General features: G+C 54.1%; 24 protein-coding genes. 10 read left to right on the top strand and 14 right to left on the bottom strand.

The features are described 5' to 3' along the window. Positions 1-33 precede the first annotated feature (33 nt). From ACTF5M_RS01355 to ACTF5M_RS01325, 7 genes are all read left to right on the top strand, one after another. Positions 34-759 carry a transporter substrate-binding domain-containing protein gene (locus ACTF5M_RS01355; protein ID WP_438959317.1) on the top strand — a complete coding sequence of 242 codons (726 nt, stop codon included), beginning with the start codon at positions 34-36 and terminating at the stop codon, positions 757-759. 107 nt (positions 760-866) lie between these two features. After that, on the top strand, positions 867-1748 hold the full coding sequence (locus ACTF5M_RS01350; RefSeq protein ID WP_438959333.1) for an ABC transporter permease: 882 nt from the start codon (positions 867-869) through the stop codon (positions 1746-1748). Further along, the gene (locus tag ACTF5M_RS01345) at positions 1748-2554 is read left to right on the top strand and encodes an ABC transporter permease (protein ID WP_438959316.1); all 807 of its coding nucleotides are present in this window, start codon (positions 1748-1750) and stop codon (positions 2552-2554) included. The genes ACTF5M_RS01350 and ACTF5M_RS01345 overlap by 1 nt, the downstream gene beginning before the upstream one ends. Positions 2555-2598: 44 nt before the next feature. Beyond that, complete coding sequence (locus ACTF5M_RS01340; RefSeq protein WP_438959315.1) at positions 2599-3282, top strand: type 1 glutamine amidotransferase; 684 nt, start codon at positions 2599-2601, stop codon at positions 3280-3282. Then, positions 3279-4631 (top strand): glutamine synthetase family protein, encoded by a 1353-nt coding sequence (locus ACTF5M_RS01335; protein WP_438959314.1) that lies wholly within the window; start codon positions 3279-3281, stop codon positions 4629-4631. The genes ACTF5M_RS01340 and ACTF5M_RS01335 overlap by 4 nt, the downstream gene beginning before the upstream one ends. A 5-nt stretch (positions 4632-4636) precedes the next feature. Next, complete coding sequence (locus ACTF5M_RS01330) at positions 4637-5950, top strand: NAD(P)/FAD-dependent oxidoreductase (protein WP_438959313.1); 1314 nt, start codon at positions 4637-4639, stop codon at positions 5948-5950. A 139-nt stretch (positions 5951-6089) separates the two neighbouring features. Then, positions 6090-7283: a DegT/DnrJ/EryC1/StrS family aminotransferase gene (locus tag ACTF5M_RS01325; protein ID WP_438959312.1), complete on the top strand. Its 1194-nt coding sequence runs from the start codon at positions 6090-6092 to the stop codon at positions 7281-7283. A gap of 20 nt (positions 7284-7303) precedes the next feature. Here ACTF5M_RS01325 and ACTF5M_RS01320 read toward each other — a convergent pair whose 3' ends face one another. The 4 genes from ACTF5M_RS01320 to phaC all read right to left on the bottom strand — a co-directional run bounded on the left by ACTF5M_RS01320 (position 7304) and on the right by phaC (position 11479). After that, positions 7304-8254, bottom strand: coding sequence for a LysR family transcriptional regulator (locus ACTF5M_RS01320; protein WP_438959311.1), 951 nt, complete (start codon positions 8252-8254; stop codon positions 7304-7306). 3 nt (positions 8255-8257) lie between these two features. Continuing rightward, a complete protein-coding gene (gene phaR / locus ACTF5M_RS01315) occupies positions 8258-8812 on the bottom strand; it encodes a polyhydroxyalkanoate synthesis repressor PhaR (protein ID WP_438959310.1) in 555 nt (184 codons plus the stop codon). Between the two features lie 213 nt (positions 8813-9025). Beyond that, positions 9026-9463, bottom strand: a complete 438-nt coding sequence (locus tag ACTF5M_RS01310) for a phasin, PhaP (RefSeq protein ID WP_438959309.1) — start codon at positions 9461-9463, stop codon at positions 9026-9028. Between the two features lie 180 nt (positions 9464-9643). Further along, complete coding sequence (phaC, locus tag ACTF5M_RS01305; protein WP_438959308.1) at positions 9644-11479, bottom strand: class I poly(R)-hydroxyalkanoic acid synthase; 1836 nt, start codon at positions 11477-11479, stop codon at positions 9644-9646. A gap of 121 nt (positions 11480-11600) precedes the next feature. On the opposite strand from phaC, the gene phaZ reads away from it, so the two are divergent. Both phaZ and ACTF5M_RS01295 read left to right on the top strand, forming a co-directional pair. Beyond that, positions 11601-12872, top strand: coding sequence for a polyhydroxyalkanoate depolymerase (gene phaZ / locus ACTF5M_RS01300; protein ID WP_438959307.1), 1272 nt, complete (start codon positions 11601-11603; stop codon positions 12870-12872). Between the two features lie 18 nt (positions 12873-12890). Then, a complete protein-coding gene (locus ACTF5M_RS01295; RefSeq protein WP_438959306.1) occupies positions 12891-13469 on the top strand; it encodes a DUF6151 family protein in 579 nt (192 codons plus the stop codon). A 10-nt stretch (positions 13470-13479) separates the two neighbouring features. Here ACTF5M_RS01295 and ACTF5M_RS01290 read toward each other — a convergent pair whose 3' ends face one another. From ACTF5M_RS01290 to ACTF5M_RS01250, 9 genes are all read right to left on the bottom strand, one after another. Continuing rightward, positions 13480-14187, bottom strand: a complete 708-nt coding sequence (locus ACTF5M_RS01290) for an alpha/beta fold hydrolase (protein ID WP_438959305.1) — start codon at positions 14185-14187, stop codon at positions 13480-13482. Continuing rightward, positions 14184-15305 (bottom strand): cobalamin-independent methionine synthase II family protein, encoded by a 1122-nt coding sequence (locus ACTF5M_RS01285; protein WP_438959304.1) that lies wholly within the window; start codon positions 15303-15305, stop codon positions 14184-14186. Before ACTF5M_RS01285 ends, ACTF5M_RS01290 begins: the two co-directional genes overlap by 4 nt. 82 nt (positions 15306-15387) lie before the next feature. Beyond that, complete coding sequence (locus ACTF5M_RS01280) at positions 15388-16347, bottom strand: cupin domain-containing protein (protein WP_438959303.1); 960 nt, start codon at positions 16345-16347, stop codon at positions 15388-15390. A gap of 29 nt (positions 16348-16376) precedes the next feature. Further along, positions 16377-17327, bottom strand: a complete 951-nt coding sequence (locus ACTF5M_RS01275) for a nuclear transport factor 2 family protein (RefSeq protein ID WP_438959302.1) — start codon at positions 17325-17327, stop codon at positions 16377-16379. Next, on the bottom strand, positions 17327-18334 hold the full coding sequence (locus ACTF5M_RS01270) for a LacI family DNA-binding transcriptional regulator (RefSeq protein ID WP_438959301.1): 1008 nt from the start codon (positions 18332-18334) through the stop codon (positions 17327-17329). The genes ACTF5M_RS01275 and ACTF5M_RS01270 overlap by 1 nt, the downstream gene beginning before the upstream one ends. 25 nt (positions 18335-18359) lie before the next feature. After that, positions 18360-19106 (bottom strand): SDR family NAD(P)-dependent oxidoreductase, encoded by a 747-nt coding sequence (locus ACTF5M_RS01265; RefSeq protein WP_438959300.1) that lies wholly within the window; start codon positions 19104-19106, stop codon positions 18360-18362. Positions 19107-19296: 190 nt separating this feature from the next. Then, the gene (locus tag ACTF5M_RS01260) at positions 19297-20283 is read right to left on the bottom strand and encodes an ester cyclase (protein WP_438959299.1); all 987 of its coding nucleotides are present in this window, start codon (positions 20281-20283) and stop codon (positions 19297-19299) included. Beyond that, positions 20280-20930, bottom strand: coding sequence for a peptide-methionine (S)-S-oxide reductase MsrA (msrA, locus tag ACTF5M_RS01255; RefSeq protein ID WP_438959298.1), 651 nt, complete (start codon positions 20928-20930; stop codon positions 20280-20282). The genes ACTF5M_RS01260 and msrA overlap by 4 nt, the downstream gene beginning before the upstream one ends. 44 nt (positions 20931-20974) lie before the next feature. Continuing rightward, the gene (locus ACTF5M_RS01250; protein WP_438959332.1) at positions 20975-22204 is read right to left on the bottom strand and encodes an MFS transporter; all 1230 of its coding nucleotides are present in this window, start codon (positions 22202-22204) and stop codon (positions 20975-20977) included. A gap of 136 nt (positions 22205-22340) precedes the next feature. Between ACTF5M_RS01250 and ACTF5M_RS01245 the strand changes: the two genes are divergently transcribed. Continuing rightward, positions 22341-23084, top strand: a complete 744-nt coding sequence (locus ACTF5M_RS01245) for a rhomboid family intramembrane serine protease (RefSeq protein ID WP_438959297.1) — start codon at positions 22341-22343, stop codon at positions 23082-23084. Between the two features lie 29 nt (positions 23085-23113). Here ACTF5M_RS01245 and ACTF5M_RS01240 read toward each other — a convergent pair whose 3' ends face one another. After that, positions 23114-23899: an inositol monophosphatase family protein gene (locus ACTF5M_RS01240; protein ID WP_438959296.1), complete on the bottom strand. Its 786-nt coding sequence runs from the start codon at positions 23897-23899 to the stop codon at positions 23114-23116. Positions 23900-23946: the final 47 nt, after the last annotated feature.

Below are 23946 nucleotides of genomic sequence, written 5' to 3'. Positions count from 1 at the left end.
AGTACTGACTTAATGAGACAAGGGAGAAACCTCATGAAGACACTAATTACAGCAACCGCTTTGCTTGCAATCACCGCAGGTGCAGCACTGGCAGGTAGCCACTCTGTGGTTCGTTTGGGAACCGAGGGCGCCTACCCTCCCTACAACTTCCTCAATGACGCAGGCGAAGTTGATGGCTTTGAGCGTGAAGTAGGCGATGAGCTGTGCGCACGCGCTGAGCTGACATGCGAGTGGGTCACAAACGAGTGGGACAGCATTATCCCGAACCTCGTGTCTGGCAACTACGACGCAATCATCGCAGGCATGTCCATCACAGCCGAGCGTGACGAAGTTATCGATTTCACAACACCTTACACACAGCCCGATCCCTCTTCATTCGTAGCAGCATCTGCTGACGTTGATCTGGCAGGTGGCGTAATCGCTGCGCAAACTGGTACAATCCAAGCGGGCTACGTTGCCTCAATGGGCGCGACACTTCTCGAGTTCGCAACACCAGAAGAAACAGTTGCAGCCGTGAAATCAGGCGAAGCAGATGCCGTCCTTGCAGACCGTGCATTCCTTGAGCCAATCGCAGCTGAAGATGCAGACCTGCAAATGGTTGGTGATGACGTATTGCTTGGCGGCGGCATCGGCATGGGTATCCGTGAAAGCGATACAGAGCTGAAAGAGAAGTTCTCCGCGGCAATCGAAAGCATGAAGGCGGACGGTTCACTGAACGTACTGATCGCAAAGTGGCTGCCTGAATCCGCTCCTTTCTAAGCGGTCAAAACATCCCGAAGGGGCGCTTGGCACACAAGCGCCCCTTTTGATATGTGGTGACCACCCCAAACCGCCAACATTTCGGCCATAACCCACAGAGGCTCGCCATCTTTGAATTTTGCTCAGACCCCAGCCTGTTGGCTGACTGGCGCTGGATGGCGTGTTACCTGACCACCGGCAAGCACATGTCGCTTTACTGGTCCGTGGGCACGGTTCTTTTGCTACTGGCAATTACGGCACCCGCTGCTTTGATGTTTGGTTTTGGCGGTGCGGCAGCCGCGCGATCATCTTTTACGCCACTGAGATGGTTTGGCAAAACATACATGGCGCTGGTGCGCGGCGTGCCTGACATTGCGTTTTTCCTCTTTTTTGTGATCGCACTGGACCAAGGGTTTGAATGGGCTCGCCACCAAGTCCTGTGCCCCGATTGGACAGACGCAATCCGCCAAGGCAACGATTTTGTCGTCTGCGCCGAGGCCAAACTGCCACAAGGCAACGCACCGCAGTGGGTCCATGAGGTCTACGGCTTTTTTGTTGCAGTGCTGACGTTTGCCATTGTTTTCGGGGCCTTCGCGGGCAACGTTTTGTTCGGCGCGATGCGTGCAGTACCGGCCGCGCAACTCGAAACGGCTGCGGCATACGGCATGAGCAAGCGCCAAACCTTCTGGCGCATCTTGGTGCCGCAAATGTGGGTGTTTGCCCTGCCCGGCCTATCAAACCTCTGGATGGTACTGATCAAAGCGACGCCACTTTTGTTTTTGCTGGGCGTTGAGGACATTGTCTATTGGGCGCGCGAACTAGGCGGTACGAAAAACCCGCGCTTCACAGATTACCCCCACGGCGATTGGCGGATGTGGTATTTCTTAGCGCTGCTCGTCTTTTATTTGGCCTTCACCAAAGTCTCTGAAGTGGTCCTTGACCGCGTCATGGCGCGCTTGACCCATGGACAGGCCACAGCCGCTGGTGAAGCCCAAAGAAAGGCCGCGTGATGAGTTGCACCCAAACTATCCTTGATTACGGTCTGCGCGCCATTGGGTACGGCGAGCGGCTTTTGCCACGTAGTGATTTTACGTTGTGCCAACAGTTTACGCTGATCGGTTCAGGCATGATCTGGAACATCTATTTTGGCTTGTTCGCCCTGATGTTTGGCTTTTGTTTCGCGGTCGCTCTTGCCATGGGAAAAGACAGCCCAAGGGCGCTTTTGCGCAAACCCTCCGAATGGTTCATTTTCGTATTTCGCGGATCACCGCTCTTTATTCAGTTCTTTTTCGGATACTTCGTCTTTTTGTCGCTCAAACCGATCCATCCGATGTTTGAAAGCCTTTCGGCAGCGTGGCTTGGTGCGTTGATCGTGCTCTTTTGCAATACCTCTGCCTACTCAGCCGAGATATTTTACGGAGCACTGAAATCAATCCCCAAAGGCGATACAGAGGCCGCAGACGCGTATGGGATGAGCGGCTGGCCACGGTTCAAGCGGATCGTTTTCCCCACCATGTTGCGCCTTGCGTGGCCTGCGTACACCAACGAAGCGATCTTTCTGTTTCACTCAACTACATTGATTTTCTTCACCGGATTTCCTGCGCGCCAACAACGCGGAGACGCGCTGTATTACGCCAGCTACTTTGCCGACAAAACGTTCAACCCGTTTGTACCCTACCCGATCTTGGCAATGTATTTCATTCTTGTGACCCTGTTGATTATTGGCGTCTTTGGCATTGCCAACAAACGACTTAATCGCCACCTTCCGTCACAGGCGCGCCCCAAACTTCGGTTGCGTCCACAGATCATCCGCTAAGCACGGATCATCGCCCTATTTTCGCTGTCAAAGGACACCACGCGATGCACATCGGTATTTTGCAATGCGGTCACACCCCTGACTTGGTCAACGCAAACCATGGCGACTTTGACGCCCTGTTCACACGTATGTTTGATGGTGAGGGGTTCAGCTTCACGACTTTCAATGTTGTCGATGATGAGTGGCCCGAGGATCATTTAACTGCGGATGGTTGGCTGGTCACAGGGTCCAAACATGGCGCCTATGAGGATCATTCTTTTATCCCACCGCTCAAAGAATTCATCCGCGCAGTAGATCAAAGCGATCGCCCCATGGTGGGGATCTGTTTTGGGCACCAGATCATCGCGCAGGCCTTGGGCGGTAGAGTTGAGAAATTTGCAGGCGGTTGGGCCGTTGGCCGCCACACGTATGATTTTGAAGGCACGTCCCTGTCGTTCAACGCGTGGCATCAAGATCAAGTCGTCACACGCCCTGAAACAGCCAAAGTTGTGGCCACGTCGTCTTTTTGTGAGAACGCAGCCCTGCGCTATGGGGCCCGAATTCTAACAACGCAGGCGCATCCTGAAATTACCAACGCCGTGCTGCATGATTATCTGGCCGCCCGCGGGAGCGATCCGCAGTATCCGACGGCTTTGATTGAGCAGGCCCAAGCACATGTGGATACCCCAAATGATGAATGGGTCGTCGCACGAATGCTATCGCATTTTTTGAAAGACAACGCACCATGACATGGACTGCAAACCTTCCCACACCGTTCAACGACTACTTGGGCGAAAACCGCCTTGATGAAGTGGAATGCATCATCGGTGACTTATCCGGTATCGCGCGCGGCAAAGCCGTTCCCGCAAAGAAATTCGCAAAACAATCCCAGTTCTTTTTGCCCAATTCGATCTTCTTTCAGACTATCGCCGGTGGTTGGGGTGAGGCCGCAGGCCCTGAAGGCTGGATCGAGCCGGACATGACCCTTGTGCCCGACATGAGCACTGCCACCGCCGCCCCTTGGACTGGTGATTGGACCCTACAAGTCATCCATGATGCAGTCACCCGCGAGGGCGAGCCTGTGCCAATGGCACCGCGCAACGTACTGAAACGGGTTGTCGCCGCCTATCACGCACGCGGCTTGACCCCTGTTGTTGCTCCTGAGATGGAATTCTATCTGGTCGGTCGCAACACCAATCCCGCCAACCCGATTGAGCCGATGATGGGCCGCAGCGGCAGGCCAGCCGCCGCACGCCAAGCGTACTCAATGTCAGCAGTCGATGAATATGGCCCGGTGATTGATGACATTTACGATTTCGCCGAAGCGCAAGGATTTGAGATTGACGGCATCACCCAAGAGGGCGGCGCAGGGCAGCTAGAGATTAACTTGCGCCACGGCGATCCGGTCAAACTTGCCGATGAAGTGTTCTACTTCAAACGTCTGATCCGCGAAGCAGCCCTGAAGCACGACTGCTTTGCAACCTTCATGGCCAAACCAATCGAGGGCGAGCCCGGCAGTGCGATGCACATCCACCACTCGGCCCTTGATCAAGACGGCAACAACATATTCTCAGCCGCTGATGGCGCTGAGACCGACGCCTTCTACCATTTCATTGCAGGGCTGCAAAACCACGTGCCTTCAACCATCGCCGTACTGGCCCCCTACGTGAACAGCTATCGTCGGTACGTCAAAGATCTGGCCGCGCCAATCAATCTGGAATGGGCCCGTGATAACCGCACAACGGGCATCCGTGTGCCCATCAGCGATGCTGCTGCACGGCGAGTTGAAAACAGGTTGGCGGGCATGGATTGTAACCCCTACCTTGCGGTTGCCGCCTCTTTGGCGTGTGGGTTGATGGGCCTTGAAGAAGCGCGCGCGCCACGCCCTGAATACCGCGGTGATGCCTATGACGCGGATGAAGACATCCCCCGTGGCCTGTTCGCGGCACTTGAACTTTTCGATAGTGCAGAGCGGCTCAAAGACATTCTTCACCCTGAATTTGCGCGGGTGTACTCCATCGTAAAGCGTACGGAATACGAAGAGTTTTTGCAGCAAATCAGCCCTTGGGAGCGTGAGCATCTTTTGCTCAACGTATAACCTGAATGAACTGGCTTTTTGCAAACGAAGCACAGGGTGTGATGCCCGAAAGCTGGTACGCAGCAACTGCTGAGGCCCCTGCCCCGCACCCTGTTTTGCGCGGAGATCATCGCGCTGATCTGTGCATCATTGGCGCGGGCTACACGGGTCTGTCTGCTGCACTTCACGCGGCCAAAGCTGGCATGTCGGTCATTGTTATTGACGCCCACCGTGTGGGATGGGGCGCATCGGGGCGAAATGGCGGACAAGTTGGAACGGGCTTTAATTGGGATGTTAGCGTGCTCGACAAAGCATTTGGCAAACAACGCGCCGATGCACTTTGGGCCATGACCGAGGACGCCAAAAAATTTACCCGTTCACTGCTTGCCGAACACGCGCCTGACGCTGACTACACCGCAGGCTTGCTACAAGCGGCCGTTACTGCGCAAAAAGCTGACGAGCTTGCTCAAGAAGCCGAATTAATGCACGCACGATTTGGATATGACACCACCATGTGCGACGCAGCACAGGTTGAGGCCCATATCGGAACAACAGCCTACGCAGGCGCAGCCCTAGATATGGATGCGGGCTACTGCCACCCGCTTCGCTACGCCTTCGGGCTTGCGCGGGCGTGCGATGCGGCAGGCGTTCGGATGTTTGAACGGTCCACAGTTCATAAAATTGATGTCGGCACTGGTCACAATTCCGCCCGATCACCCCACACCGTGCGCACAGAGTCTGGCACTGTTTCGGCAAAGTTCATCTTGCAAGCTACCAATGGCTACGGCGCGCATCTAAGTCGCAAAACCGCCGCCCGCGTATTACCCATCAACAATTATATCGCCGCAACCGAGCCTCTTGGCGCGCGCGCACCCATTAAGAAACCAATGGCTGTGTATGACAGCAAGTTCGTGCTGAATTACTTTTGGCAATCACGTGACGGACGGCTTATTTTTGGGGGCGGAGAAAACTACGGCAAACGCTTTGGCGAGATTGAGCCACGCGTCAGAAAGCAGCTGTCTGAAATTTATCCACAACTATCTGATATCAAATTTAGCCACACATGGGGCGGCACCCTCGCCGTTACCGCAACACGTTTACCATTTGTAGGCCGAGTCGCGGAAGGGCATTACAGCGCGGGCGGCTACTCAGGGCACGGGCTTGTGCTTGCCACTTTTGCAGGTCGAGCCTGTGTGAAAGCGATGCGCGGCAATACCGGTGAGTTTGACATGCTGCAAAGCCTTCCGTCGCCCGCACTTCCAGGCGGCGCCGTTCTTGGCGGTCTAATTACCAACGCCGCAATGCGGTGGATGGTGCTGAAAGACAGGCTTTTTCACTAAGCGCACAGCCCGCCAATCTTCTGACACACGTCCAAGACACCAACACGCATCGGTCCAATTGCCGCGGCGCTCAATTTTCATGGACCGATCAGTTTTAGTATTTTATAATTACAGAAAGTATCTTTCGGAAAGTATAAAAATGCTAGATCAAGCTCAGCCTACCAAAGTGCCCTCTGACCTTCACGCAGCTGAACCCATCCCCGCCGCTGTTCGCGATGAAATCGAGCGGCTTCTTAGCTCGGGTGATCTGTTCCGCTATACGTCCCAGAACGCACCCGTCACTCTGCTCGAACAAGAGTTTGCCGCACAGCTTGGAAGTACGTACGCGCTGGCGGTTTCATCATGTTCAGCAGCATTATTTCTGTCCCTTAAGGCCCTAGACCTGCCGCGTGATGCGCGGGTTCTTATTCCTGCTTTCACATTCGCAGCGGTGCCGTCATCTGTGGTGCACGCGGAATGTGTTTCAGTCCTTTGTGAAGTCGGTGAAAACTACCGGATTGATCTGAACGATTTTTCAGCCAAGCTTGAACAAGATATCAGCGCCGTCATCATCAGCCATATGCGTGGTCACACCTCTGACATGGACGCCATTATGCGTCTTTGTGATGCGCGAGATATCCCAGTTATAGAGGATGCCGCACATTCGCTGGGTACGACATGGCACGGCAAAAATATCGGTACATTGGGACGGATCGGATGCTTTTCGTTTCAATCCTACAAGCTCCTTAATGCCGGTGAGGGCGGCATTTTAATTACTGACGATGCTGACTTGGTTGCGCGCGCCACAATCATGTCCGGTGCCTATGAACACGCTTGGGAGAAACACGGCATCGCCGCTGAAGCCGTGGAAAAATGGCAAAACAAACTGCCGCTTTATAATTTGCGGCTGTCCAATATGTCTGCGGCAATCGTGCGCGCGCAACTGCCGGAAATTGCGCGGCGTGTTGCGGACGGGCGGCGCAATCATGACCGGCTAGCCACACAGCTTAATCGCCATCCCAATGTAACAGTGCCCGAAAAGCTTGACCCCGAAAACCGCGCCCCTGACAGCATCCAATTCAATCTGACCGATATGACTGATGCTGCGGTCACCGACTTTATACACCGCGCAGACGCACAAGGCATCAAAGTGCAGGTCTTTGGCATGTCAACGGATAACGCGCGGGCATTTTGGAACTGGCAGTTTTTGGATGACACCCCAGAGCTACCCAAAACCCGCGCGATGCTGATGCGCGCTTGTGATGTTAGGTTGCCAGCCCGCCTGACACCGCAAGACTGCGACATGATCGCAGAAATTTTGCTAAAGTCGTTGCCTAGTAGCGAGTTGAATTAGCCACGTAACAGTGACGCGCGCTACAAAATGGTCAGCGCATCCTTAAGCCAAGGGTGCCGCTGTGATGCGGGCTTCACGATCATCTCATTAAGATGGCCTTTGAGGCGCGCTGCCGTTTGTTCAGGCATATCGCGCAAAATACCGCGTCGCGCCGTCAGGCTGATTGTCCGGCTAAGCGCGCCAAAGGGCAGCGGGGCCACATCAACCTGCTCACGGAACCGGTCCGCACGCAACCACCCAAGCGGCGTAAAAATGGTCCAACCCTGCCCTGCAGCCACCATTGCCATGATCGCGTGATAGCTATCGAGTTCAAACTGATGTCCAAGGTTTAGCCGCTGCCGCGCCAAATGAGCCGTGATCGAGCGGCCCATATGATGGCGCTGTGTGTATTGAATCAGCGGCATTTTCTTCAGCGCGTCCGCGTCTGTGGGCTGGCCTCTGGGGACGGCGACGATGAAGTCTTCTCTCATCAATGGGTGCACATCCATCCACTCGCCGGATGCACCAACATCTGCAGCCACGACAATATCCAGCGCGCGGGCGTCCAGCAGATCAAACAGACGGTGCGACGCACCAGTCTCTAACAAGAACTGACACCCTTTCAGATCATTGGCCATGCCAGACAGAAGGCGCGGCGTCACATCCGCGTCAAAATCCTCTATCATCCCAAGGCGAAAGCTGGTCAACGCTTGCCCATCGAGAGCCAGTTCACTTCGTGCTTGGGTTACTTCGTTAACAATGTTTTGAGCGCGCAGTCGGAACGTCTCACCGGCAGGGGTTGGCAGCACAGGGCGAAGCGAGCGGTTCAAAAGCGTCACCCCGATGGCGCTTTCAAGGTTGGTCAACTGCTGACTAACCGTGGCCGGAGATGTGCCAAGCCTGCGCGCGGCCGCACTGATGCTTGCCTCCTCGACAGTAGCCAAAAATACTTCGATGCCCCAAAGGGTGAAACGGTCTTGGGATGCGCGCATGGACTAGGACAGTTTTGAAAGTTTATCTTGCAGCTCTGCCAGTTGCTTTTTGATATCGCTTAAGTCTTCGCCTTTTGGCGCGGAGACCTCGTCCTTCGCAGATGGTGGTGCCGCAAATCCAGTCATGCCGCTGGTCATTGCCTTCATGAAGGCTTCTTGTTGGGCTTGCATCGCCTCAAATCCGGGCATTTTGGCCATTGGATTGATTGTGCTCATGCTATCGACAACTTTTGATTGTCCGTCGCGAAGCATATCAAACGACATCTGCAAAAACTGCGGAACAACACTGGCGGTCTGGGTCGTATAGCTACGCACCAAATCATTGAGCACACCAACAGGCAAAACGCTTTCACCGCGGCTTTCGTGATCTGCGATAATCTGGAGCAGATACTGACGGGTTAAATCATCGCCTGATTTCAAATCGACAATCTGAACTTCGCGGCCTGCACGAATGAAGCTCGCGATATCTTCAAGGGTCACGTAATCGCTGGTCTCGGTATTATAGAGCCTGCGGCTTGCGTAGCGCTTAATTAGCAATGTCGATTTTTCTTCAGCCACGCGACAATCCTCCCAAGATGGTGCATTGGGGATAAGCCTATGCGCGCGCAGCAAAAAAGGAAAGAGATCTTGTGATCGTTCAAAGCTGCGGCGCAGCACAGACGGTACAAGGAACATACCGCAAAGAAAAAGCGGGCGCCAATACCGGCACCCGCTCTTTTGTATCCGTGTCAGTAATTGGGAGGAATGACGCGGATGAGCCTAAGGGGCTATTTATTTAGATGTGGCTTTTTTCGTTGCCGCAGTCGCATCAGCAGTCGCTTTTTTAACCGCTGCTGTTGTCTCGTCAGACATGTCTTTGCCAGCGGCCAAAACCAAATCAACTGTTTCCATCTGAACTTTTTTCGCAACTTCTGCGAAAGCTGCCATGTATTCAGCAGAAGCTTCTGCAGAAGCAGAGGCGAAATCTGTCATCGCTTTTGCGTAATCAGCAGGCTCAGCTTGTGCTTTGGTAACACCAGAAAGCTTAGTCAGCGTTTCTTTGGTCCATTTCGCAGAAATCTCGGAAGATTGGTCTGCTGCACTCAATGCAACTGCGGAGAGTTTTTCAGACAATGAAGCATGCGTTTTGAACGCGTCTGTCAGTGCGGATGTATCCACAGGGAATGCGCCCATCATGTCTTTCATTGCGGCTGTGAAATCTTGTGCCATTGGTCATACCTCTTAAATTCGCCAGCAAGACAACCCTGCTGCTTTCTGCGTCTGCAACATTGATACACGCTGCATCGCAGCAAATCAAGATTTTTCTGCCGTGCAGCATTGAGCGAAAAAGAGGTTAACAATCAAAGATCTAGCGAAACGCAGCCGCAAGGCGGGCTTGAGATGCGTAAACTATTTTGGCAGCACATATGTCCCTGGCGCGTCACAAATCACTTTGTGAGTCGCATCACCAGGCATACGCGCCTTACATTTCTTGGCGGAACGAGTTGCCAACCAATCGCCCCACGTCGGCCACCACGATGATTTAGGCGTAAACTCGGCCGCCTCTTGCCACGCGTCAGCAGTGCCTGACATGTCAGGGTTTAGGTAGTGTCCATATTTGTTGCGGCTCACCGGATTGATGATGCCCGCGATATGTCCTGACTGGGACAGAATGAAAGTTTTGTCTGTGCTGCTCATCTTCTGGATGCCGGCATAGCTGGATTTCCACGCAGCAATATGATCGGTCTCACAAGCAATGGCGCAAACGGGGACCGTCACATCGCTAATGTGAAGGGTTTCGCCCAACAGTTCAAACCCGGTTGAGGCAAACTCATCGCGCTGGCACAGGCCGCGCAAATACTGGATCGCCATCTTACCAGGAAGGTTGGTGCTGTCGCCGTTCCAAAAAAGCAAATCGAACGCGGGCGGGGCCTCGCCCAGCATGTAACTGCGGATCGCCGGGCGATAGATGAGATCGTTCGAACGCAGATAGCTGAACGTGCGGGACATATAATAGCTGTCCAAAATCCCATCTTGGCTGCACTGGTATTCAATACCGTCAACAAAATCATCGTTGAGGAAAACACCCACCTCACCGCGATCAGAAAAATCCGTGAGGGTCGTGAAAAAACTGGCCGCGTTCACCGACGTATCGCCGCGCTTTTTTAGCAATGACAAAGTCAGCGACAGCGTGGTCCCCGCAATACAGTACCCGACAGCATTGACCGATTTGACATCACAAATTTGCTTAACCTGCTCAATCGCTGTCAAGTACCCGCTCTCTACATACGCCTCCATCCCAACGTCCGCATAGCTGTCATCTGGGTTCACCCATGAGACAACGAACAGCGTAAACCCTTGATCGACGATCCATTTGATCAGGCTGTTTTGCTCTTTCAGGTCGAGAATATAAAATTTGTTGATCCAAGGCGGGAAGATGATCAGCGGCGTCTGGTGAACCTCGTCTGTGGTCGGCGTGTATTGGATCAGCTCAAACATGTAATTACGGAAAACCACCTTACCTTGGGATGTTCCGAGGTTTTCACCAACGGTGAACGCATTTTTATCCGCAAGCGTGATCAGAAGATCGCCATCGTTTGCCTCAATATCACGCACCAGATTTTCCAGCCCCTGCACCAGCGAGGCACCGTCGGTTTCCACCGCACGCTCAAGCGCATCTGGGTTGGTCTGCAAAAAGTTTGTGGGCGCCATCATATCCACAATTTGCTGGGTGAAATATGAGACGCGCTTGCGATCTTCGGAGGCCAACCCGTCCAACGCGTCAACCGCATCAGACATCGCTTGTGCATTCATCATGTATTGCTGCTTGATGAAGTTAAAATACGGATGGCTCTGCCACAGCGGGTTTGAGAACCGGCTGTCGGAGGGGGTCTCATCGGCTGGTGCTTCAAGCTTTCCTGCCGCCAGCGCATTCTGCGCCTCAACGAAATGCGCCATCGATTTGCCCCAAAAGGCAATCTGCTGTTCAAACAGTTTTGATGGATCACGGACCGCCTCGCTCCAAAAACTAGCGGCGGCCTTCAACATCAAGTCTTGGCCTGGACCCTCAAGCGAGGGATTTACCTGCCGCTTTTGCTGCATTGCAGCAGTGAGCCGTTTGGACAATTCTTCGACTTTCGATAGGTTTTGCGCAAGTTTTGCTGAGTGCTCACCAACCAAAAGGTCATTTGGTCGATCGATTGTTTCAGAAGGACCCCCGCTGATAGAAGATTCTTTGGTTGTCATATCGATCTGAGCCCCATACCGTGCAGTCGCAGCATAACACATGCTTTGTTCCCAAAGCAGCCCCACTATGTGTTACCATACAGCAACGTAGCGCACGCGTGAACCGATGCAGGAGACGAACATGAAATATATGGCAATGTATGACTGGATGGAGACGGTTCGAAACACCAACCAGTGGCTTGGTGCATCCGCGCGTGCCCTTACATCCTACCCTGCAACGGCCGCCATGCCCAACCCGATGCTGGACTGGGTCCGTGCATGGGGCGAAGTCACAGAGCGCAGTTTTTCGCGCATGACCGTCAAACCTGACTGGGACATCGCGCATTTCACCAACGCAAAAGGCCAAGACCGTCTGGTTGAACCACGCGTCGTCATGGCGCGCGATTTTGGTGATCTGCTGCACTTTCATATTCCGGGCCGCAAAAAGAAGCGCCACAAAGTGCTGCTCGCCGCGCCAATGTCCGGCCACTATGCAACATTGCTACGATCAACCGTTTTGAGCCTGCTGCCCGATTGCGAGGTCTACATCACAGATTGGCACAACGCCCGCGACATTCCCGTCAGCGCGGGTAAGTTCGATGTGGAAGACTACACGCTCTATCTGACAGACTTCATGCGCGAACTTGGGCCAGAAACACACGTGGTTGCAGTGTGTCAGCCCGTACCGCTTGCGCTTGCGGCAACGGCTTATCTTGCGGAAGAAAACCCTGACGCGCAGCCAGCCAGCCTGACTTTGATCGGCGGGCCGGTGGATCCAGATGCTAACCCAACTGATGTGACAGACTTTGGCCACTCGGTCTCAATGGGACAGTTGCATGAGACAATGATCCAACGGGTCGGTTTTAAATACAAAGGTGTTGGGCGCAAAGTATACCCCGGTTTGCTGCAGCTTTCGTCGTTCATCTCGATGAACCTTGAAAAACACGCAACAGCATTCGGGGATCAAATCGCCCGCGTTGCCCGCGATGAGGCCGGTGATCACGACAAGCACAACGTATTTTATGACGAATACCTTGCTGTCATGGACATGACCGCTGAATTCTACCTTTCAACAGTTGAACGCATTTTCAAAGAACGCGAAATCGCCCGTAATTGCTTCACGGTGAACGGCAAGAAAGTAGATATCAGCAAGATCACCGATGTTGCCGTCAAAATCGTAGAAGGCGAGAACGACGACATTTCAGGGCCTGGGCAATGTCTTGCTGCTCTCGATTTGTTGACTGGCCTCCCCGATACGAAAAAGGCTAGCCATTTGGAGCCGGGCGCGGGTCACTATGGCATCTTTGCAGGCCGCAAATGGCGCGAAAATATCCGTCCGTTGGTTATCGATTTTATGGCCAGCAACGCACGAACAACGAGTACTGACGCTGCAAACTCGAACACTGCAGCTTGACTTTAAACGGGGTCATTCATGGCTACTGATGTAACGCTAAGCTGCAGCTGCGGTGCGCTTTCGGCAAAACTGTTAAATGTGGGACCGCAACACGGCTTTCATGCCTCGTGTGATTGCGATGATTGCCACGCCACAAACAACCACCACGGCGTACACGACCCCAAAGATACGGCGATTGATCTTTATCAAACCAGCCCATCAAACCTGAAAATCCTATCGGGTGGTGAGAACCTGAGTGTCCTGCGGCTTTATAAATCCGGTGGGCTGCTGCGCTGGTATGCGAAATGCTGCGACACACCGATGTATAACACCATGGCCAGCCCGAAGCTGCCCGTGGTGGGAGTTATTGCCAGCAACGTCGATAACCACGAAGCGCTTGGCCCGGTGCGCGCACAAGGCTTCGTCAAAAAGGGTGGAAAAACCACGCATAAGAATATGGTCGGAATGCTGAGCCGCATGATTGGCCGCATGGCCCGTGAGCGTATCTCAGGAAGGTGGCGTGACACGCCCTTTTTCGACGCATCCACGATGGAACCCGTTGCACCACCCTACACCCTTACCACAGACGAACGCACCGCCGCTTACCAACCAAGGTAACGCGGGCGGCTTAGGCTGCTGTAGGCATATTCATCCAGTCATAGAGCAGGTCAATGACCTCATCAGGTGTCTCGAGCGTGGGCAAATGGCCCGCGTTTTCCAGCACGTGAAGCCGCGCGTTTACGATCAGCTCGGCCATAAACGTGTGGCGTCGCACAGGACACAGCGCATCATGTTCACCGCAAATGACCATGGTCGGCACATTTACACGGCGCAGAGTGCCTTGCTGGTCGCGACGGCGCTGTAGCGCGCGGGACTGACGGATGAACACATCAGGCCCAAGGGTCCGCGCCATTTCCATCACCAGATCAAGTACATCTTGGCGTGCAGGACCCGGTGCCAGATAATTGGGCTTCATTTCGTCGCGCATGACCTCAAGCAAACGACCGGTTTTCGCCGCAACAATCTGCGGCTCGCGCATTGCAGCAACTTGGGGCGTTTCAGCAAGCGGGTTCGTGTCAAGCAGGCAGAGCCGTGTGATCCGCTCAGGCGCGCGGCGCATCAACTCCATCGCTACGATGCCCCCCATCGACAAGCCAGCCAATGCAAACCGGCGCGGCAACAGATCGAGAAGCGCACCTGCGATATCCTCAACCCGCTCGCCTTGCGTGATGGGGGCAACCATCACAGCATGTGTTGACGACATCGCCGCCAACTGCGGCCCAAAAAGCCGCGCGTCACACATCATACCGGGTAAAAATACAATTGGTTCGCTCATGCGCTTTCCAAATTGGCTCCTTCACTTAGTGAACCAAGTTTTGCATATGCAATGTCCGGATCAACGGCTCCAAAGCCTGCAAATGTGCCAAAGCCGCAGTCACTACCAGCGATCACACGGTCTGCCCCGACGATATTGGTAAACTTGGCAATGCGTTCCGCGACCAGCTGGGGGTGCTCAACAAAGTTTGTCGTCGTGTCTACAACACCTGGCACCAAGATTTTGCTATCAGGGATTTCAGAGACGCGATCGCGGAACACTGTCCATTCGTGGGCGTGACGCGGGTTCGATGTTTCAAAGAGCAATTGATCAGCACCGACCGACATGAGCGTGCTGAAGACCTTGTCCATATCAATGTCGCATACGTGTGGTCCCTCGTAATTGCCCCAACAAATATGGACGCGGACACGCGACGGGTCGATCCCTTCAAGGGCGTGGTTCAGCGCCTCAACGTGCCCCGCAGCGATTTTCAAAAACTCCGCATCAGTCAGGTCTTGGAACAGCATGTGGCGCGACAAAGCCAGATCCGGGCAATCAAGCTGTAGGTACAGGCCCGCGTCGACAATCGCGCGGTACTCGGCACGCATTACATCCGCGAGTGCTGCCAAATAGGCCTCGCGCGTGGGGTAGTAATCGTTTTGCAGAAAGAGGCTGATCACACCGGGGGACGCGGCATTCATAAAGCCCTCAGACGCGCCGTGCTTTTGCATCGCGGCTTTCAGGTTTGCGATATCTTTGGCCAGATCATCAACAGGCTTGGCCTTCACCTCGCCCACACACATGGGGCGGTTATATGTAGGGGTACCGCCACCTTGGGCTTGCCGCTCAAGAAACTTGGGGAACAGCTTCAAATCAGCAGGCGCATTGCGGGGGCTGTCACCGTCAAAACCAGTGTAGCGGTCTTTGACGTAGGTCGCATAGCTGATCTTGGACGTTTCACCATCACTGACGATATCAACGCCTGCGGCCACTTGGCGCGCAACCACATCATCGACTGCCTTTGTCATGCAGCTGTCAAATGCGGCTTGATCGTATGGCTGCTCTTTTTCACGGGCGAAAATGAAATCCACCACTTCTTGAACCCGCGGAAGTGAGCCTACGTGCGTTGTTTTAACCATCTGATATCCCCAAAATTATTCAACGCTACACTAGGCATTTTGGCCCTGCCCTCAACCCGATAGTCCGGCAAGGCCAATCATTTTACTGGCGCCAAGTAAGGCCGGCAGCGTCATCCGTAGCACTCACACGGTAAAGTGCCGCCTCGCCTGTCATCGCAGGTGTAATGATGCGTGCTTTGTTGGGGGGAATAGCAAAAGTATCCCCCGGGGACAGAACCGTTTCAAAGCCTTCGACATTCACCTTCCAATGGCCGGTCATGCCCATAAGCACCTCATGCTTGTCGGTGGTGTATCCCGCATCTGGTAAGGAACCGCGGCCAATCATGTCCACATGAAAGCCGGGCTTATCAACCAGCATCCCGTGCTCACCGATAACGCGCGCGGGCTGTTTATCCGCCAACGCAAGCATGTCGTAATACCGCGCCACGTATCCCGGCACGACCTCAGACGTAGTAGGTTCAGGGAATGCAGCCAATTCCGCATCACTCAGCACCGGCATCGGAACAACCCCATCAGGCAAGGTTTCCCCTTTTTTGGTGTCATAAAGACGTCCGTTGTCGCCCAGAATCAAACCGTGCGCACCCGCATCTTCAATAACTTGCGGCGCCCAGATCACGCCGCCGCCTGCATCATCGCCGCCCAAGATGGCCATAATCATACCGTAGTCATCACCGATGTTTTCAAACCCGCGGAACATACCTGTTGGAATATTGAAGATATCGCCCGCTTCCAAAGTGACTTCGCCTGCATCACCCCAACGGCCCCAGAAAAAGCGCCACTTACCTTTAAGGACAAAGAAAACCTCAGCAGTGCGGTGGCTGTGCAGAGAGTTGCGGCACTTAGGCGGCTGTCCCGCAGCACCAATGTTAAAGCCGATCTGATCAGAAATATGGACGTGCTGGTCGGCGCTTTCAGACACGCCGCCCCCAATGATTGTGAAGTTCTCTTTTTGATCAGAACCCGGCGTATGCGCATCAATAAATGCTGTCCTGCAGGGTTTAAGTTCACCGTAGCGAACGATGCGATCTGACAAATAAGTCATGGTGGTCTTCCCGTAGTATGGTGGCTGGCTCAGCCTTGGTGTTTCAAAATTTGCGCCCAAATGGCGACTTCATCAATCAGCGTCCACTCGCGGCGCAGGCCCCAAGGCCCGTATTCCACGTGGGTAATCCCCATCACGTGGACCGGCGCACCCGTGGGTTTTCCGAACATACCCCATCCGTCGTGATTGCCGTCCAGTGACCAACGCACAGCGGCACGTGGCGGCATCATTAGGTCTTCGCGACCGATAACGTGGTTCAGTTTGAATTCTGCAGAAGGGAACGCAGAGCGAAGCCCAAGCCAGAATGCATCGGCAAACTCGTGGCTGTGACCTTTCTTGTTGCCCGCGTATTCAAGCTGTGCGCCGCGGTCATATTCACGACTGATCACGCTGAATTCTGCGTGCATCATTCGCTCGATAAGACTGGCGGTCTTAGCGCCCCAGTCATTGTCGTTGCCGCGCCCAAGGTAGGGGCCGTCTTCGTCAATCGCAGGGGTGAACGGCGTCATCTCGTCCAAACGCTCGGCTGCAAATTCCCGTGGGTCATAGCCAAGTTGACGTACAATGCCGCCATTATCGCGGATCAGCCATTCGTCAGAAATCATGTTGTCTTGGGCAAAACAGTCTGCCAGCGCAAGGCTAACCACCTTGCGGCCCGTTGGCGCGCCAAATGCCCCATCCCCAAGATGCGTCGCCGTTGAGCGGATCCGGTGAGACGACAACATCCCTCGCTCCGGCGTACCAGACCAAATTACGTCTTCTCCCAGCAAAGTACGATCGGGAAACTGAACCAGCGTTGCCATCGTCGCTGCAGTCGCACCCTTTTCACCACGCGCAAACACACCGGGCATCCGGACGTAGACATCAGGGTGGTAATAGCGCTCCATCGCTTCGCCCAAGCCGCGATCTTCCCAGACCTCTTTGGTAATGCCGATGATATAATCAGGGAAATCTTTGAACTTATTGTCGAAGCCGCGCATCAGTTTTCCTTTGGTACTTTGGCTGAAGTTCTGACCACGAGGGGTCCATCAATTGTAATCTGATCTGCTGAGGCATCTGCGTCCTCAATCATCGCTAAAAGAGTGTCGACGGTTGCATGAACCATACGGTTTACGGGCTGACGAAGGGTCGTCAGCTCATATGCCCCCCAAGCCGCCATAGACACGTCATCATATCCGACGATTGAAACATCATTTGGCACAGATATCTTCATTGCGCCGCGCAAATGATCCATCACCGCGAATGCCATGTGATCATTACCCACAAAAATTGCGTCGCAACCCTGCTCACTCACCAGAGTTTCTGCCGCCTCAGCCGCAGTATCGCGGCGGTACATCCCATCAATCTGATGCACCAGTTCTGATCCCGCCGCTTGTAGCCCAATTGCAAAGCCTTGCGCGCGATCTTGGCCCGTGATCGAGCCCATCCAGCCCGAAATATGACCGATCCGCCGATGCCCGCCTTTAGCCAGAAACGACCCAATCTTGGCCGCACCTTGAAGGTTGTCGCTGGTGACCTGAGCCAATGCACCGCCCCGGTGACCACGGTTAAAAAGGACCAGTGGAATACCAGCAGCAGCGCATTTATTGGTCAGCTCGTCACTGATGCCCACACTTGCGGCGATGATGCCGTCCACCTGATAATCCATTAACTGATCAAAAGTCTGTTTGACCTCTTCGCCGCGGCCTTTGGTCGTAAATATCAGGATGTGGTAACCTTGCTCTTTGAGCACATTACTCAGCCGCTCAAGCGCATCTGGATAAAACTGATTATCAAGGTAAGCCACGACCAACCCAATGATCTTTGAGCGCCCTGTAATTAACCCGCGCGCCAACCTATTGGGCCGGTATCCAAGGGCATCAGCCGCGCTGCGTACTTTGTCTTGGGTGGCCTTGCTGGCGCTGGCACCACTGAAAACGCGGCTGACCGCAGACTGGCTCACACCCGCCCGCTGCGCCACATCAAACGAGGTGACCTTACCCTTCATTGGGCACCATGTTGGCGCACATACATCATCCCGCAGTCCAGCCACCATCCACTAAAATAGACGTTCCAGTGACCATCGCACTGGCGTCCGTGGCCAAAAACACCACAGCTCCCATAATATCTTCGATCTCGGCCACACGGGGCAGTTTAATCTTTTCTTCGATCCACGCGCGCTTTGCTGGATCTTCAAAAGTGGCTTCGGTCAACGGTGTGCGAATAAACGTCGGACAAATGGTGTTCACGCGAATGTTGCGCGGCCCCCATTCGATGGCCATCGCCTTGGTCATGCCCTCAACGGCGTGTTTTGTGCCGCAATATACAGCACGTTCCATCCCGCCGACGTGACCCATTTGGCTGCTGATCTGAATGATCGAACCACCGTTCTGCATGCCTTTGGCCGCTTCTTGCGCGAGAAAATAAGCCGCTTTGAAATTAATTTCTGACACTGCATCAAAATCTTCAGAGCGCGCATCAATCGCGGGACCGTGACGCGCCATACCGGCGGAATTACACACAACATCAACAGGTGTTTTCAGCACATTACGCACCGCTTCAAGGTCCGTCACATCAAGCTGAACTGCCTCAACAGAAAGGCCCTGAGCGGCCATTTCATCTGTGGCAGACTGCAACTCGGCAATGCCGCGCGCAGCCATGACCACATGCGCTCCTGCTTGTGCCAAAGCGGCAGCACAGCCCAGACCGATACCACGCGATGCGCCAGTAACCAGTGCACGTTTGCCATCAAGACGGAACGACGGGGTGTTGGGGATCATGGCTCAGACTCACTCTTGCATAGGTTTGCAAGATTACCCTACGCCCAAGATTTACACCTGACAATCCCCTTAGGGTGATCACCTTAAATGTCGAGAGATGTGATGAGATTTCTTAGCCGGAACGCGGATATGGCAGCGCCATTCGTTTAACACCACCACTTTCACCGTGATACTTTTGAGGCGCGCTTCCTTAGCGGGTTAATTCACGCATCCGCGCCAGAACATCCACGCCAAGCTGAGCGTAGGCATCTAGCAAATCAACAAGCACCCAGTTTTCACGAATAAGACCGTCTTTCACCCGCCAGAAATCAAGACTGCGCATAGTGATACGCTTGCCCGATGGTGCAATTCCAAGCCATCCACTGCCATCAAGCGTCATATCCATACCGGGCCATGCAGTGAAAGCAACATAGTCGCCTTGCGCAAAATAATGCCCCTTTTCGACCTCACCCTTGCGATCAGGCATCGCATTCAAAAACGGTATTTGATGGTGCTTGCGAAAACCTTCGATCCCGCGCGCAGTCCCAATGCCCGCTGGCCCGTACCAGCTACAGCGCGGATCCCAAAACGCAGGAAGCCGCATCGCATCTTCGCCGTCGTTGTTAAAACTTAGGTGATGCAACATATCACCCACCACCGCAGATGCCGCAGTACCATCCCCTTCAATGCGCAGACCGTCACAAGTTGACGGTCCAAAAACCGTCATCTCGCGGCCCAAGCTGGGCGACATCGGCCACGCACCGGCCTGCATCATTAGTTCGGGAATGTCCCAAAGCGCCTGCATTTCAACGATCTGATCGCCTTCAACGCGAAAGAACTCGTGAAACCGCATTGTCGCAAGGCGCGCCGTGGGCGGGATGTCCAAGAAGGGTGCCGCAAATTTACCCGCGTAATGGCCGCAGTGGCCAATCCATGTTTGACCATGGGTATCGACGCCCTGCATTTTGATGAACGGACGACGCTCAAGATCGGGAAACGCAGTGTAGAGCGCGCTTAACGGTCCCCCTTTTGAGGAACCGTCACCAACTGCCCCGTCAGCCGCGGTAAAATCAGCGACCGGCATCGTTTCAAACGGATAGGCCAGATGCACTGTGGCGCCTGGTGCAAATTTCGCATTTACTTCAGCCTGAGCTGCCGCAAGCGAGCACCCCTGCAGAACATCAAAAACGTTAATCATGCATCAAGTCCCGCAGGGCAGCTAACGCCGGTTCCGCCGATCCCGCAATACCCAGCCGGATTTTTCGCCAGATATTGCTGATGATAATCTTCCGCAAAGTAGAACGTTTGTGCCTCAAGAATTTCAGTGGTGACCGCTGGAAAACCCGCCGCATCGAGGTGCTCTTGATAGGCAGATTTACTTTGTAACGCCGCAACCATTTGCGCCTCGGTGCTGCAATAAATTCCCGAGCGGTACTGCGTGCCAAGATCATTACCCTGTCGCATACCTTGGGTAGGATCATGTCCTTCCCAGAAAGCCACAAGCAATTCTTGGAACGAGATAACCGCCGGATCATAAACGACCCGCACCACTTCGTTGTGCCCTGTCTTGCCGGTGCAGACCTCATCATATGTGGCGTTCGGTGTGTAACCCGCAGCGTAGCCAACCATCGTCAGCCATACGCCTTCAAGTTGCCAAAAAATCCGCTCAACGCCCCAAAAACAGCCCATGCCAAACTGCACCACTTCCATGCCTGTCGGAACCTCCATCGTCAGATCACGGCCCGACACGAAATGCGTCGCAGCCGTTGCAATAGGATCAGCGCGCCCCACAAGCGCATTTTGCGCACTTACCATCTGCATCTTTTTTCTTTGAAATAACATCATCGCAAAAACTCCGTTCCGCAGCTTCTTTGGTCAGTGATATAGGATCAGGTCGCCGGTTCGGCCAGCACGCGGCTAAACACAGTTTCGTTGCCAGGTGTTGGGTGACGCGGGATCAACAGGGACAAGCCAAGCGACAAAGCAGCCATGCCCGCCGCCAAGATAAACACCAGCCCCGGTGATGTCAGCCATACATATCCCAACAGAGCAGGCAAAAAGACCGCTGCGATGTGGTTGATGGTGAACGCTACAGCCGCCGTGGGCGCGATATCTGCGGGATCAGCGATTTTCTGAAAATATGTTTTAATCGCCAGCGCAAGGCTAAAAAACAGATGGTTTACCACGTAAAGTGACGCCGCCAAAACAACGCCCCAGCCCAAGTAATAAATGCCAGAATACGCCACGAAGACCACGAACAGTCCCACATATTCAACTGCCAATGCGCGGCGCTCGCCGAAGACTGCGACAACCTTGCCGATCATCGGCGCGAAAACCATGTTCGCTACCAAAGTAATCATCAAAAGCCCTGTGATCTCGTCCACTTTGTAGCCAAAACGCTCAACCATCATGAACGCTGCGAAAACCACAAAAATCTGACGGCGCGCGCCGGACATGAACTGCAACGCATAATATAGCCAGTACCGTTTGCGCAAAACGAACTCCTTGCGCTGTGGGTTGGGGCTTTCAAACTGTGGATAGGCAAAATACGCAAAAATCGCGAGGCACGCCGTGATCAAACCGCCTGTCATATAGACTGCGTTATAACTCAGGCCGAGCGGCTCCCACAAAAACTGCAGACCGATGTAGACAGACAATGTGGCCGCAGACCCTGCGCCGATGATCCAGCCCAATGTTTGTGGCGCACGCGCCTTATCGATCCACTGCAACTGAAGCGATTGGTTCACGGTCTCATAGTAATGAAAGCCAATGCTGCTTAGCATTGTAAGGGTCAAAATACCGCCCATGTAGGGAAACTTTGCAGTCAAAGCTGTGGCAACGCCCAGCAAAACCAATGACACAATTTTCAAAACCTGCTCACGCATCACCATCAAAACGGCGATGACCCCGATTGCAAAAAAGCCAGGAATTTCCCGCACCGTGTGAAGCCAGCCAATGTCACTGCCGTCAAAACCCGCGACCTCAATCACAAAGTTATTAAGAAGTGCGGACCATGTGGAAAAGGCAATTGGCATCGCGGCCGCCATCAAAAACAGCAGAGCAACAGGCTGGCGCCAAACCGGCAGGGTCTTGGCTTCGGAGAGTTGAATGTATTTCATACGCATTGCGATACGCCGAACCCGCATCAAAAGGAAGCCACCTTGTGCCGCGCTTATGTGTTCTCACGGTAGTATATGTCCGCCGAGCACGCTGTTGCCCTTGACCAATGCATAGGCGCAGATCACCTTTGCGAGTATGTTTCCAATCCGCGATCATAACCCGTCAGGCCGCGTGCCATTCGTGACCTACACGTTGATGGCACTGAACATCGGCATTTTCCTAAGTTATTGGTCGATCATGGATGACCCTCGCGCGCTGACGCGACTTTATATGGAGTGGTCGCTGATCCCACATCAGGTAACGGGTGGCTTGGACGTTGCGGGGTTGGTGACGTCCATGTTTTTACATGGTGGCCTGATGCATTTGGCTGGAAACATGCTTTTTTTGTTCATCTTTGGCGACAACATGGAAGACGCATTTGGCCATTTTGGCTTTGCTGTTTTCTATCTGGCGTGCGGTGTGGGCGCGGGTCTCGCACATGTTATTTCTGATCCACTAAGCACAATTCCCACTGTCGGCGCATCAGGGGCAATTGCCGCTGTGATGGGGGGATACTTGCTCCTCTACCCCAAGGCGCGGGTGGATATTTTGTTGATCTTGGTGATCATCTTCAAAGTCATCCCCGTACCCGCGTGGATCATGCTGGGGCTGTGGTTTGCATTTCAACTCTTTAGCGGGATCACTGCGCCTGCTGGCGCGGGCGTTGCCTACTGGGCGCACGCGGGGGGCTTTATAATCGGGATGGCCGCGACTGTGCCCTACTGGGTCAAAAACGGTGGGCCTGCATTCTGGCGGGTACGGCAGATGCAGCCGCCCCACCCAGAAGCGCAATACACATACGCGCGCAGCAACGTCCCGCGCGTAACCCGGCACAGATAAGCCTAGCGGTCAAACTTCAGGCACGTGCCTTAAGAGCGGATGACTTTGGCGAAGTTGTCGAAGATTTCGTTGTTTGCGGCAACCACTGTGCCGCTGCCGATGATGTCGTCACCTGCTGTTACAGCGTCAATCATGCCGCCACCCTCAGTCACGATGATCAAGCCCGCAGCAATGTCCCACGGCTTAAGGCGGCGCTCCCAAAAACCCTCATAGCGGCCAGCCGCCACATAAGCCAAATCAAGCGAGGCCGCACCAAAGCGGCGCACACCGGATGTTGCAGGCAACAAACGACCCAAGTCTTGGAGTGTCTGTGGAAGATCTGCGCGACCCGCCCAAGGCAAACCAGTTGCAAAAACTGATTCGATCAAACGGTTGCGTCCAGACACCCGAATACGGCTTTCGTTCAGCCAAGCACCCTGTCCCTTTTCAGCAAAGAAACATTCATCTTTCACCGGATCGTAAATGACGCCGGCAACAACCACGCCCTTATGCTCAAGCGCAATTGAAACAGCCCAGTGCGGCAGGCCATGCAAAAAATTTGTCGTGCCATCAAGCGGGTCGACGATCCAGCGGCGGGTTGGGTCCTGCCCTTCGGTCTCGGCGCTCTCTTCGCCCAAGAAACCATAGGTCGGACGCGCTTCCACAAGTTCTTCGCGAATGATTTGTTCTGCGTTCAGATCAGCGCGCGTCACAAAATCGCCCGCCCCTTTGACGCTGACTTGGAGCTGTTCGACCTCTCCAAAATCCTTCAAAAGCGCGCGGCCCGCTTTTCGGGCAGTTTTTATCATTACATTAAGATTGGCACTGCCCTGCATGGCTCAACTCCTATAAAGCTCAAGCCGCGGCTATAGAACGTCATCCA

The sequence above is a fragment of the Nereida sp. genome (assembly GCF_965655635.1).
Lineage (GTDB): Bacteria > Pseudomonadota > Alphaproteobacteria > Rhodobacterales > Rhodobacteraceae > Nereida.
The sequence above is the reverse complement of the archived record's forward strand: the minus strand, read 5'-3'. Positions and strand labels throughout refer to the sequence as shown.